13 protein-coding genes are annotated in these 12,927 nt (G+C 37.4%); 1 reads left to right on the top strand and 12 read right to left on the bottom strand.

Annotation, left to right across the window (positions count from 1 at the left end; translation table 11 throughout):
• Positions 1–112: 112 nt before the first annotated feature.
• The 7 genes from mltG to F7731_RS03605 all read right to left on the bottom strand — a co-directional run bounded on the left by mltG (position 113) and on the right by F7731_RS03605 (position 6,725).
• Positions 113–1,246, bottom strand: a complete 1,134-nt coding sequence (gene mltG / locus F7731_RS03585) for an endolytic transglycosylase MltG (RefSeq protein ID WP_151533387.1) — start codon at positions 1,244–1,246, stop codon at positions 113–115.
• A gap of 228 nt (positions 1,247–1,474) precedes the next feature.
• Positions 1,475–1,879 (bottom strand): NUDIX hydrolase, encoded by a 405-nt coding sequence (locus tag F7731_RS03590; RefSeq protein ID WP_281352230.1) that lies wholly within the window; start codon positions 1,877–1,879, stop codon positions 1,475–1,477.
• A 6-nt stretch (positions 1,880–1,885) separates the two neighbouring features.
• The gene (locus F7731_RS27165; RefSeq protein ID WP_343032843.1) at positions 1,886–2,047 is read right to left on the bottom strand and encodes a hypothetical protein; all 162 of its coding nucleotides are present in this window, start codon (positions 2,045–2,047) and stop codon (positions 1,886–1,888) included.
• A gap of 188 nt (positions 2,048–2,235) precedes the next feature.
• Positions 2,236–3,426, bottom strand: coding sequence for an NTP transferase domain-containing protein (locus F7731_RS27170; RefSeq protein WP_343032844.1), 1,191 nt, complete (start codon positions 3,424–3,426; stop codon positions 2,236–2,238).
• The gene (locus F7731_RS26785) at positions 3,423–3,728 is read right to left on the bottom strand and encodes a Mur ligase family protein (protein ID WP_246197122.1); all 306 of its coding nucleotides are present in this window, start codon (positions 3,726–3,728) and stop codon (positions 3,423–3,425) included. The genes F7731_RS27170 and F7731_RS26785 overlap by 4 nt, the downstream gene beginning before the upstream one ends.
• The gene (locus F7731_RS26790) at positions 3,725–4,090 is read right to left on the bottom strand and encodes a hypothetical protein (RefSeq protein WP_246197123.1); all 366 of its coding nucleotides are present in this window, start codon (positions 4,088–4,090) and stop codon (positions 3,725–3,727) included. Before F7731_RS26790 ends, F7731_RS26785 begins: the two co-directional genes overlap by 4 nt.
• A gap of 1 nt (position 4,091) precedes the next feature.
• Complete coding sequence (locus F7731_RS03605) at positions 4,092–6,725, bottom strand: putative amidoligase domain-containing protein (RefSeq protein WP_151533389.1); 2,634 nt, start codon at positions 6,723–6,725, stop codon at positions 4,092–4,094.
• A 178-nt stretch (positions 6,726–6,903) separates the two neighbouring features.
• On the opposite strand from F7731_RS03605, the gene F7731_RS03610 reads away from it, so the two are divergent.
• Complete coding sequence (locus F7731_RS03610) at positions 6,904–7,590, top strand: N-formylglutamate amidohydrolase (protein ID WP_151533390.1); 687 nt, start codon at positions 6,904–6,906, stop codon at positions 7,588–7,590.
• Positions 7,591–7,655: 65 nt separating this feature from the next.
• Here the strand turns inward: F7731_RS03610 and speE are convergent, their stop codons facing one another.
• From speE to alaS, 5 genes are all read right to left on the bottom strand, one after another.
• Positions 7,656–8,534 (bottom strand): polyamine aminopropyltransferase, encoded by an 879-nt coding sequence (gene speE / locus F7731_RS03615; protein ID WP_151533391.1) that lies wholly within the window; start codon positions 8,532–8,534, stop codon positions 7,656–7,658.
• Positions 8,535–8,704: 170 nt separating this feature from the next.
• Positions 8,705–8,989, bottom strand: coding sequence for a DUF1292 domain-containing protein (locus F7731_RS03620; RefSeq protein ID WP_151533392.1), 285 nt, complete (start codon positions 8,987–8,989; stop codon positions 8,705–8,707).
• Between the two features lie 5 nt (positions 8,990–8,994).
• The gene (gene ruvX, locus F7731_RS03625; protein WP_151533393.1) at positions 8,995–9,420 is read right to left on the bottom strand and encodes a Holliday junction resolvase RuvX; all 426 of its coding nucleotides are present in this window, start codon (positions 9,418–9,420) and stop codon (positions 8,995–8,997) included.
• A gap of 3 nt (positions 9,421–9,423) precedes the next feature.
• The gene (locus tag F7731_RS03630) at positions 9,424–9,690 is read right to left on the bottom strand and encodes an IreB family regulatory phosphoprotein (RefSeq protein ID WP_151533394.1); all 267 of its coding nucleotides are present in this window, start codon (positions 9,688–9,690) and stop codon (positions 9,424–9,426) included.
• 172 nt (positions 9,691–9,862) lie between these two features.
• Positions 9,863–12,496 (bottom strand): alanine--tRNA ligase, encoded by a 2,634-nt coding sequence (gene alaS, locus F7731_RS03635; protein ID WP_151533395.1) that lies wholly within the window; start codon positions 12,494–12,496, stop codon positions 9,863–9,865.
• Positions 12,497–12,927 lie beyond the last annotated feature (431 nt).

A 12,927-nucleotide genomic window follows, 5' to 3' on the forward strand; every position in this document is an offset into this window, starting at 1 on the left:
CTAAACAGCTTATAAAACACTTGTACTATTTTAACATAAAAAATTAGGGATTGCTAATGTTCGAATATTACCAATTCGTATACAGAAATCCTTTGAACAACCTTATAAAAAATCATTTATTTGAAATATGCTGAGCCTTCTTTCTATTATGCTCATCTAAATTCTTTGAAAAAAGTACTTCACCTGTCGATGTGGCTAAGAAGTATAAGAAATCAGAGTCAGCCGGTGATAAAGCTGCTTCAATGGAAGTTACTCCTGCGTTCGCGATTGGACCAGGTGTGAGACCTGGATGCTTGTACGTATTATAAGGTGAATCCACTTCTAAATCTTTATAAAGGACTCGACCCTTATGCTCGCCTTGAGCATAAAGCACAGTTGGGTCTGTTTGCAAAGGCATGCCAATTTTCATCCGATTATAGAACACACTGGCGATTTGATCCCGGTCAACCTTTTGTGTTGCTTCCTCTTCAATAAGAGAGGCCATAGTTAATAATTGATGGACAGTATAATTTTGCTCTTCCATTTCAGGGCGAAAGTCTTTTAAAACGGAAACGGTCTTATCAAGCATAACTCCAATAATTTCCTCAACTGATGGATCTTCTTTATAAAATGGATAAGTTGCTGGAAATAAATAGCCTTCTAACGGATATTTAATATTTTTATTAAGAATTTCATCAGTTAATAAGTCTGGATATTTATCCTTTAACGATTTAATAAACGCCGGATCGTTAAGCTTCTTAAATATTTCATCAGCATTTTTGTTTGTTTTCTCAGCAACGATGCCTGCAATTTGTTGAAGCTGCTTCCCTTCAGGAATGGTAATCTTAAACACGACATCTTCAACAACTTTTCCTGTCTTTAAATTATTGATGATTTCTGGAATCGTCATTGACGGCATAAATGTATATTCCCCAGCCATGAACCCAGTCTCATTTTTTAATTTGACATAATACTTGAAAACCCGGGCATCTTTAATAATTCCTTTGCTTTCAAGAATCTTTCCAATATTCGTAGGGGATGAACCAATTGGAATATCCACCTTTTTTTCCTGATGATTTTCTGAATTGACGGGTTCTAATGCTGATTTTAAATAAAAATAGCCTCCGCCAGCAACGGCTCCAGCCGCAATAACTAAAATTATCGATATGATAAACACGATTTTTCTGACTACTTTTGCTTCGCTCTGACGTTCGATCATATTTTGACGAATGATTTCTTTTTTATCTTTTTTCTGTTCCATCGTCATTGATTTCCCCTCCTTTTTAAAAAAGCGTAAGCTCCCATTTATGCAAAATTAGCTATACTCGGCTTATTATACTATATTTTCTTTTTATCGTCGCAATAAAATACATATTACAATCGATTCTTACAAGATTCGACTGCATAGGAAATGATGAATGATTTCTCATATTTTCCTATAAATTCAAAGAAGCCTTGCCATATGAACTGGCAAGACCTATTATTGTTCGCATATTTACGGAATTTCTATAAAGAATGGAATTTGGTTTTCATTTACACAACGGAGAAGACGATCTTTAAAATGATCAATTGCCATGATTTTAAGTGACTCATTTAGATCAAAGTATCCTACATCTTTCGTTTCATTAGATGTTTCGATTGTTCCTCCTATCGGCCGGCCTTTAAATACAACAACAATCGAAGTTTTCTTTATATGATGTTCAACTCCTAAAAAATCCGTAAGCTCGATGTCGATCCCTGATTCTTCTTTCGCTTCTCTTATTGCTGCTGCTTTAATAGATTCTTCACTATTCACAAAACCGCCTGGGAATTCCCATCCCCTTTTATATCCCTTTACAAGAAGGACTTTATCATCTTGATTAATAATCATGACGGCTACAGCTAGTTGATAAAATGAAATATCGAATCACCCCCCTTCTAATTTTGTCAAATATTGCTCAAGAAGGGTGATGAATTTCTTTATATCATAATCAGTTATTTGACCAATATTGGCAACACGAAAAGTATTGCGATCATCCAGCTTTCCAGGGTAAATCGTAATGCCGTTTTCATAGAAAAAATCATGCATTTTTACAAAGTCATAATGTTCATGAGCTGGTTCAATGATCGAGGTGATGATTTTGGAATGGTGATTTTTATGAACGAGATGCTTTAGTCCAAGACGCGTTATCCCATTAATTAAAGTTTCCCATGATTTTGCATATCGGGAATATCTGTTTTGAATGCCTTCCCATTGTGTTTCGATAATTGCTTGCTTTAGAGCATATAATGTTTGTACAGGGGGGGGGTAAATCTCATTTGCTTCGATTTTTTAAAGTGAATATATTGTTCATATAGGTGGAGATAGAGGTTTCGCGGTTTGATTTTCTTTGTTTCCTCTATATATTTCGTTGCGGCAATTACGAATGACACGCCGGCGATTTGACACATCCGTTTCCCGTAAGAACCGTTATTAATAATCACAACGGGTTCTTCATCTATACAAGAGCTTAATATTGACTCAACAGCTGCCGTTCCAGATCCGCCAAATAAAACGGTTGTATACTCTTCAGAACTTCCTGCAAACTTCGTCAATTCCGTAGAAATAAACTCCATCACTTCGCCAAATACTTTTTCTCTTGGACATAAATCAGGGACAACTTGCGCATATTTTATCGTATCTGTTGTTGTCGCCGGCCCTGGGTTCAATAATATATTCCGTTTAATTGGCGATATGGCCTTCTCTCGAGCTTGAATCAATGGATAGACGATATGAACAGCCCTTGTCCAATGCTGTTCATCATCTACTTCGCACCAAACTATGCCATCTAGTTTATGAACATAAATTTCTACTTTTTTTGCAACTTCAATTAGTCCATCCTCATAATCCATTTTCTCAGAAGTTCTCAGATCCATTTCAGTATAGGCACATAATTGCTGAAAGGTTTGGCAGCTAAGTTTTGAAATTCCTACTAATTCACCGTATATCTCATTCAACTTCTCTTTTTCTTTCGACATATTTACAAGAAAATGAGATTCATTTGTTTCAATAAAAACCTCGTCATGGCTATTCGTTAAGCGGCTTGCTAATATTACGTCTCGTCTGTCAAGTTCAATTAATGACTTCAGTGCAGCTTTTTCGTAAATTAAATCTGATTCCAGTAAAAGAAAGTCATCATCAATAAAATCTTTAAATCGAAACAGTGTAAATAAACTCCCTGTTGAAGCAAAATTTGGATTTGATACACATTGAATTTGAGGATATTTGAAGGCTAAACTCTCATATTCTCTCCCCTCATATCCCGTCCCAATATAAATTTTCGTTATACCTTTTTCCAATAATTTCAAGATCGACAATTCAATGATCGATGTATCCTCTATCATTAAAAAACCCTTTGGTTTTCCGCCAGCCTGTTGGCAGATCCGGCTGCTCATCCCTGCTGCTAAAATGACTGCCGTTTTAATCATCGATAAGTTTCCCCCTTAACGTTTGGAAGCTTTGTCATTTCACCTTTCGCTTTCATATATTCTTCTGGTGTTTCACAATCAGCGAGATGATGAACTCCGATATTAAGCAAAATACGAATTTGCGGTTGAAAGAATTTGCAGGCGAACCGTAGATAGCTAGGATCAGCAACTGGCATTTCATATACAGCCACCTCTGTTGAATCATCAATATCAGTTAAATAATCCATATTCCATACGTCCGAGTTCATACTTCTCCAAGTAGATTTCACCTTATAATCTTTTCGAAGGATTTGGCGGATCATTTCCTTCGTTGTTGTTTTCCCACAAGTTCTGTCACACCGATAACTGGGATATTAAATAGATTTCGATAATAATGAATAAATCGCCAATAAGCACCTTCTAAATCATCTATTTTGATTAACATAATATGCTTGCCTAGATTTGTACAAAGCTCAGGACGATCAGTAATAATGACAATCGCTTTATTTTCATTCCAGTGTTTCCCTCTTATCCGTTCATGATCCATATGAAAAACTAACGTATGATCATCAATGACCTTCTCTGAACAGTCCATTACGTGTTCAATCATCGGGTTCCCAGACCCTTGAACAACATGACCACTGCCAATTTCCTTGAGGATATCGTTTAAAGCTAAACTTTTCACGTTAACCTCCCCCTAGCTCATTATTCATTTCCTCTTCATAGCCTGCTAAAGAAGCCGCATAATTGAGCAGACGAATGCCAGCGATATTTCGAAGACTAAATGCGCGAATTTGAGAAAATAAATTATCAGGCTTTGAATTAATTTCAACTATTTTAATTGAATTATATTGATCAATACATAAATCTACCGCTAATTCTCCAAAAGCTCCGATTTCATTTTCAACTGTGGCAACGATGCTGCGTGAAATCTCTGCAACCTCTTTTAAGATCGTGTGCCTTTCAGATACATCAGGATACAATTGCTGTAAAACTTTGCTCACACGCATGTTTTTTTCCGTATTTGCCGTTAATACATCACCAGCTGTAAGACGTGCGACCATACCGGTTCTAAACCATTTTTGCTTTCCGTTTTTTTGCATATACACACGGACTTCTAGATTTTCCCCTTTAAATTGCTGCCTCCTAATCCCTTCTTGTATAATGTAATGATTATTGTTCATTAAAGGATTTGTAAGGGCAAATAGTTCATCTAAATTCATAAGCTGCTGAACAGTATTATGCTTCATCTCCATCCAAATAACCCCAATAGGACGGCGTATGATTCGAATGACACCTATGCTCATGGCTCCGCCAATAGGCTTTAAATAAATTTCTCCGTAATGATCAAGCATTTCGATCACGTCCGTTGAGTGCTGAAGCAGACGTGTTTCAGGGAGATATTCTTCGTACTTTTTAGAGAGCAGCAAATGGCAATCCCATTTATTCCCAGTAAGTTTGAATAAAGACATTGGATTTACAAAGGGAATATTGAAAACGGTTTGAAGTTTAACACGCACCTCATCAATTTCATTTATTTTTTCACCTTCAAAGAAATAGCGATCATATATCACTGCTGGAAAAGGAAAAAATCCTTCGCCATCAAACGTTGTTCCTTTAATTAATTGTTGCTCCCAAATAATATCTTTAGGCTCAAAAATATATACAAGCATCTGTTTTTCAGCTGCTAAACGGCATAAATGCTGAAAATATGTTGTTTGCCTATCAAATGGACGGGAGGCAATAATTCCTATAACCGGTCCAAGATTTATTACTCCATTCTCATAGGTTACTTTCGGATTCCACCCTTTAGGTAAAGCTAATTTTCTGCTTAATTCATTAGATAGCTGAACGGCAGGTCCATAACTGAATGTAAACGGAAATGCACGAATTGTTGCCTGCGTTAGTCTTTTCCCTGCACTTACATATGCTTTATGCCCGTTATTCAGATTATATTTAACTCTTGTTTTTCTTGGAATTTGAATAACAAGTCCTTGATCATATTTTTGATCGGAGGGTGTCATTCCCCAATTGATCCGAATATCTTCAGATTCATAATATGGATATCCTTTTTCAATTGCCTCAAAAAGAAAGGCAAGTTCATTTTTATTTTCGAGATAGCTGGAGGTTTTCATAATGTCATTCTTCAAGTCCGTCCAAAGTTGTTTAAGTAGAATGATATTTCCATTGTAATAAGCCCGCTGAATAAGCGGATTAAATAAAATATCACTCTGTAATTCATCATGATGTGCTGTGACGAGACGGGCAAGGCATATGATTGACATCGTCAATTTCGGATCAATTATCCAAGAGCTCAATGTTAAATATTCAAATCCATACGTTTTTTCACGATAACGTCCTAAACCGCCATGCTTTGTTTTTCTTCTTCGTCTTGCTGTGCTGGATTCTTCTACCATAGCAACTGGTATTGCAAGATAATGATCCAGCGCTCTTAGAAGTGATAGCGAAAGGGGGGTACCGAAATGAATATGCCCTCCAACTTGATATCCTTGAAAAGGCATACTTCCGGCGCGGAATTCAATATTTTTATAAGGAACCATTTCAGAAGCCTTCATTATTAAGCTTTGAATATTTTCAAATAACTTTTGTGAATTTTCAGCCTCTTCAGGCCTTATTTCTGCTAGTGCAAATTCGTTGCTATCTTGCTCGATTTGCCGGGCATCACATCCAACTTCCCCGTCAATTGGGAAAAAAGTAGACGCGGGCAATAGTTCTCCATCACAGCTAAGCATAAATTCAATATCTGCGCCTATCGTAAAATTACTCATTGGCTTATTGGAAGATTCAGCACAAAAAACATTTGCTGCGGGATTAATATCTACTACAATAAAGGTTTCGTTTGGCAACTTCCCAATTTTGACATACCCATTCGCTAAGCCAGTGACATAAAGGGCCCGTATCGCAATATTAATCCATTCCTCATCAATATCGTTTACAGTGGCCGCTTTCCATCTCCACCCAAATGATTCTGTTCGAATCGGAATTTCATGAAAAACTACATGTTCCCCGGCAGCAATTTGAACATTTTTTACAGTTAGCCCGTCAATTTCTAAATAATATTCCTTTTCAATCGCATAAAGCTTAGTATAAAAATCATGTCCTTCATCAAGCGCCTGATTCATTGTATGGATAATGGCTAGGTTCTTTCCGCTGTCATGGCCGTATCTTCTGCCGACAATTGGGTAAGTGCATGTTTTAGGATCGACCACTTCAACTGATGGAACATTATTCATATTAAGAGTTTGAAGCAGTTGTTCTTTGTCTGATATCATACAGAATCGCTTTCCGCTCAATTCCATATGTTAAAACCTCCAGTAAAAAAATATTTTTAATAAAAAGTCCGTTCCATTGGCAATTTTCATGCTGTATTCATTAATATATTATGTAGTTATAGATTAGGTTCAATTTCAAATTTTAGAATATTAAAGACCATATAAATGACGGCCAATTGTTTTATAGTGTGAGGAGGATGAAACAATGACAGTTCCATATATTCAACTAAAATATATAAAATACCATCATGGCAAAGGTTTTTTATGCGGCCATGTGGAGGCCTTACATGCGATGCCGCCAAAAGCAGATCTATTTACAGATATAATCGTTGAAGAGGTAATGAAAAGTACAGGTTGTGCAAGTATTATTAGTACGGTTTCTAGAAAGGAATGTGATTTAAATCGAAGTGTAAATCGTGATAATGAAGAGGGTATATTAGAATATCGCAAGGCCATTCAAGATATCACAGTATATTTACATGTTTACGATTCCTCTTGCCAAGAGATTATTAAACCGTATTTACAATTATCTTTTCATGGAATGAAGAATGAACATTATGGTCCACTGGCCATGGAAATTGGAACTAGAAATGGGCACTCATGCTCTTTAGAGGTTAAAGATTGGTTAGAAAAGATATTAGCAAGAAAAGCAAAAGAATTCATTCCTGAAATAACAGTCGTGTTTGACCAAAAATTTATTGGTGATCCATCGATCGCCTTCCATAGACACGGAACCGGAAAAGAGTATGCGGGTTATGGCCCTAATTTTCATACATTCCAAATTGAAATATCACGAACGATTCGCCAAAAATATGCTAGTGAAATTTCAGCATTATTTGCTTATATTTTGACTAGTTTTCAATCAACATTTGTAACCGATACTAATTATTAGGCACTGGATATTATTAATATCAAGGGACTAAAGAATAGTCCCTATAAGGTTGCATATTTAATTGTTTAATCATCCAATATCTCTTGGATATATGTTGGCAAAGCAAAAGCGGCTTTAAACACTTCCGGAGTAATATATTCAGTCGATTGGAACTCCAGTTTACTTAGATCAGCCTGTAGCGGATCCCATTTTTTTGAAGCAAGTGTAAAACTCCAAATACCGCATGGAAAAAGAGGGATTGAAACTAAATAGGTTCGGACAATCGGAAATTTTTCACGCAAATTTTGAAAAGTCCGTCTTAATGTTGAGGTATTATAATAAGGGGATCCGGATTGAAAGGCAACAACACCGTCATCAGTTAAACAATCATAAACAAATTCATAGAAATCCGGCTCAAACAATTTCTTTCCAGGGCCAACGGGATCGGGCCGATCAATAATTAATACATCATACTGATTTTTATTCTCTTTAATCCATTCAAAACCATCTTTATGAATGATTTTAAACCTTTTATCCTTTTCATAAACAGCTGAAGGGGTTAACCATTTATGACAAATCTCCGTCACTTTTTCATCAATTTCAATCACATCTATTTGCTCTAGACCTTTATATTTCATGGCCTCACGTGCATTTCCACAATCACCTCCGCCAATCATCGCTACCCTTTTTGGATTTTCATGTGTCACAATAGGAACATGACAGATCATTTCATTATAAATAAATCCATCAAATGTAGATATTTGCGGGGTTCCATCCAAAACCAATATTCTTCCAAAACCATCTGAATCAACAACGCTTATTTGCTGGTATTTTGATTGTTCATGGTGTAATAGTTTTTTCACTTTATAACCTATTTTTATTTTTGCATTGCCGACATAATTCCAAATCCACACAACTCCATTTTCATCTTTTTTAAAACCCGAAAGTGAATTTCTTTCCGTCAAATTTACACCTCCTAGCTCAAAAATTGCTTGTCCTATAATATATGAATAAACAATGGACCTTGACATATTGCATGAGCACTAATTTTTTATATTTTCAGGACTATTCCTTCCCCCAAGCTTATTATCTAAATAAAAAACCTAGCCTCACAGCGGCTAGGTTTTTTATCAAATTATTCTTCCTCTTCATCAAGGAATGTATTTAGCATTTCTTCAATTAGATCCCATTCTTCTTCTGTTTCAATCGGCATTAATTCACCGTCTTGATCATTTTCACTTGGGATAAAAGCTGATGCATGAATTTCAGTTTCGTCATCATCATTATCATCTGCACCAATTGGGTAATAAAGCACATATGACTTACCGAACTCCTCAGAATCAAATGTGAATAATACCTCACATAATTGTTCGTTTCCATCTTCGTCTACTACAGTAATATTGTTTTCACCGTGGTTCATTCTGTTCACCTCATCATATTTTGGCTATCGATATAGCCTTGTAAAATCATAACTGCTGCCATCTTATCAATGACCTTCTTCCGCTTCTTTCGGCTAACATCTGCTTCAAGAAGCACTCTTTCAGCAGCCATAGTTGTTAGGCGCTCGTCCCAAAGTATAACAGGCAATTCAAATTGCCGTTCAAGTTCGGCAGCATAAAATTGACTTGCTTCCCCTCGTGGACCAATCGTACCATTCATATTCTTTGGGAGACCGACAACAATTTTTGTTACTTCATTCTCTTTAATAATCTTGCCAATTTGCTCGAAACCAAACACATTTTTTTCTTCATTAATTTTGATGGTTTCTAAGCCTTGCGCAGTCCAGCCAAGTGCATCGCTAAGCGCAACGCCGACTGTTTTAGAGCCGACATCTAATCCCATTGTCCGCATATATTATCCCTTTCGCTGCTTTTTTAAATATGATTTGACAAGCTCTTCAATGATTTCATCACGTTCGAGTTTGCGAATAATATTGCGGGCATCTTTATGGCGGGGAATGTAAGCAGGATCCCCCGATAGTAAATAACCAACGATTTGGTTAATAGGGTTATACCCTTTATCTTGAAGAGCTTCGTACACTTGTAATAGCACTTGATTCACATCATGTTCCATTGGCTCTTCGGGAAAATTGAATCTCATCGTATTATCGAATGAGCTCATTTCTTACACCTCGCTTTTTTGATGGAGAGCTTAAATATTATATATTGAACTTCTTGCAAAGCTAACAAATCATTTAAGAGATTAAGTAAATCAAATTATATTTTTCATATTCTTTCCATCCGAAGAATTAATTCGACAGATTACCTTCATTTTACACTAATTTGTGAAGATATCAAAAGGTTTTAACCCATTCTTCAACAAAATTCAGTGCACCTTCTAACTTCTCAGGATCTTTTCCTCCTGCTTGGGCCATATCTGGACGGCCGCCACCGCCACCGCCACAGCGAGTAGCTACTTCTTTAATAATTTTTCCAGCTTGGTAACCTTTGTCGATTAAATCTTTCGTCACCCCGGCAATTAAATTCACCTTTCCATCGTTTACACTGCCAAGCACAACAATAGCGGAACCGAGCTTACTCTTTAAGTCATCTGCCATATTGCGGAGATTATTCATATCAGATGCAGCTACCTTTGCAGCTAACACTGTCACTCCATTAATTTCCTTCGCTTTAGATACGAGGCTGCCAGCTTCAATATTGCCCAATTTTGCTGCTAATGATTCATTTTCTCTTTGAAGCTGCTTCATTTCGCTTAATAGTCCTTCAATTCTTGAAGCTAAATCTTTCGGATTTGCTTTTAGTTTACTTGCCGCTTCTTTTAAAATGCTAATTTGGTCATTTAGTAATTGATAGGCTGCTTCGCCTGTTACAGCTTCAATTCGGCGTGTACCTGCGCCGATTCCACTCTCAGACTGAATCTTGAAAAGACCAATCACTGATGTATTTGGAACGTGGCAGCCGCCGCAAAGCTCTAAACTGTAGTCTCCAATTTGCACTACGCGGACAACTTTCCCATACTTTTCACCAAATAGTGCCATTGCCCCCATTGCTTTTGCTTCTTCTATATCTTTAAAATCAATGTTTAACTGTAAGCTTCTCCAAATTTTTTCATTGACGATATTTTCAATGTTCTCCAGCTCTTCAGCTGAAATTTGGCCAAAGTGTGAGAAGTCAAAACGCAGGCGATCAGGCTCAACTAATGATCCTGCTTGGTTGACATGATTTCCAAGGACATCCTTTAATGCTTGATGAAGCAAATGAGTTGCCGTATGATTCTTAATGATTTTTGAACGCGAAACTTCATCAACGACTGCGTGGACGCGATCATTTATTTTTAATGTTCCAGCCTCTACAACCGCTTTATGAAGGTTTTGTCCATTCGGTGCTTTCTGAACATCTTTAATCGCTACTTTTAGCCCTTCAGATTCTAAAGTTCCCTTATCAGCAATTTGCCCGCCGCTTTCTGCATAGAAAGGAGTGACATCCATAATGAGCTGAATCTCTTCGCCCGTTCCTGCTTCATTAACTAGTTGGCCATCCTTTACAATTGCAACAATTTGAGAATCTGCTTGAAGGTTGTCATAGCCAGTAAATGTACTTTCAACCTTAATTTCTCCTAGCACGCCGCCTTGTACTTGCATCGAATCAACATCTTGTCTTGCAGCTCTTGCACGCTCGCGCTGGCGGTTCATCTCTTGCTCAAATCCATCGTGGTCGACCTTCATGCCTTCCTCTTCAGCATACTCTTCTGTTAATTCAACAGGGAAACCGTACGTATCATATAAGCGGAATACATCTTCGCCTTGGATTGTATCATTGCCCTTTTCTTTTTCCTTTTTAATGACTGAAGATAATATGGATAAGCCTTCATTAAGTGTTTCATGGAAACGCTCTTCTTCATTTTTGATCACTTTTTGAATAAATTCTTCTTTTTCTTTTACTTCTGGATAGAAGTCTTGCATAATTTCTCCAACAACAGGTACGAGTTCAAACATAAATGGACGATTGATATTGATTTGCTTCGCATAGCGTACTGCTCTACGGAGAAGACGGCGCAATACATATCCACGACCTTCATTCGACGGCAGTGCGCCATCGCCAACTGCAAATGCCACTGTACGAATGTGGTCAGCAATTACTTTAAATGCTACATCGCTTTCTTTGCCATTTCCGTACTTTACGCCTGAAATTTCCTCTGTCCCGCGAATAATTGGCATGAATAGATCTGTATCGAAGTTCGTTGGAACATTTTGAATAACAGATGCCATACGCTCAAGCCCCATACCTGTATCAATATTCTTTTTCGGCAGCGGAGTATAGGTTCCGTCAGGATTATGGTTAAATTCGGAGAAAACAAGATTCCAAACTTCCAAATATCTTTCATTTTCCCCGCCTGGATATAATTCTGGGTCATTTATGTCATTCCCATATTCAGGTCCGCGGTCATAGAAGATTTCAGTGTTTGGTCCACTCGGTCCTTCGCCAATGTCCCAAAAGTTCCCTTCTAGACGAATAATTCTCTCCTCTGGCACCCCAATTTTCTTTCTCCAAATGTCAAAAGCCTCATCGTCTTCAGGATGAATGGTAACTGATAATTTTTCTTTTTCAAAGCCAATCCATTTTTCATCTGTAAGAAATTCCCAAGACCATTCAATTGCTTCCTCTTTGAAATAATCTCCGATAGAGAAATTCCCTAGCATTTCAAAGAAAGTATGATGACGAGCTGTTTTTCCAACATTCTCGATATCATTTGTCCGAATCGATTTTTGCGCATTTGTAATTCTCGGATTTTCCGGAATCACACGGCCATCGAAATATTTTTTTAATGTTGCTACTCCACTGTTAATCCAAAGTAAAGTTGGATCTTCGTGTGGAACAAGGGACGCACTCGGCTCAATAGAATGCCCTTTTTCCTTAAAAAACTCTAAAAACAAACGGCGAATGTCAGAACCTGTTAATTGTTTCATTATTTTTTCCTCCTTATTTTTATCATAAATTAAACACAAAAAAGCCCTCATCCCTAACAGGGACGAGAGCTAGCTCGCGGTACCACCCTGATTGAAAAGTGGAAGCGCCTTGGTCACCCCCGACAAGCACAAGACAAGCCTCACGGAAAGGTGCTCTTTACCTTTCTGGGAGGATTGGCTTGTGACCTCGAGGGGGGTAGGCGCTGGAGCTAGACTGTTATCTAAGTCGTGAACTCCAAATTCTACCTTCATCTCTCAGATCCTTAACGCGGAATAAACGGCAGGTATTAGCTGCACTCCGGATTAGCATTCTGTTATCCTTCATCTAGGAATTCTTCCAGCCTAGGAATTCCCTTTCTTGAGATGGTCTATAACATACTCGTTCCTTCTTCGTGTTTCCTATTGTTAGCGTGACGGTTTGAATGCGTCTG

The organism is Cytobacillus depressus (assembly GCF_008923245.1).
Classification (GTDB): domain Bacteria; phylum Bacillota; class Bacilli; order Bacillales; family Cytobacillaceae; genus Cytobacillus; species Cytobacillus depressus.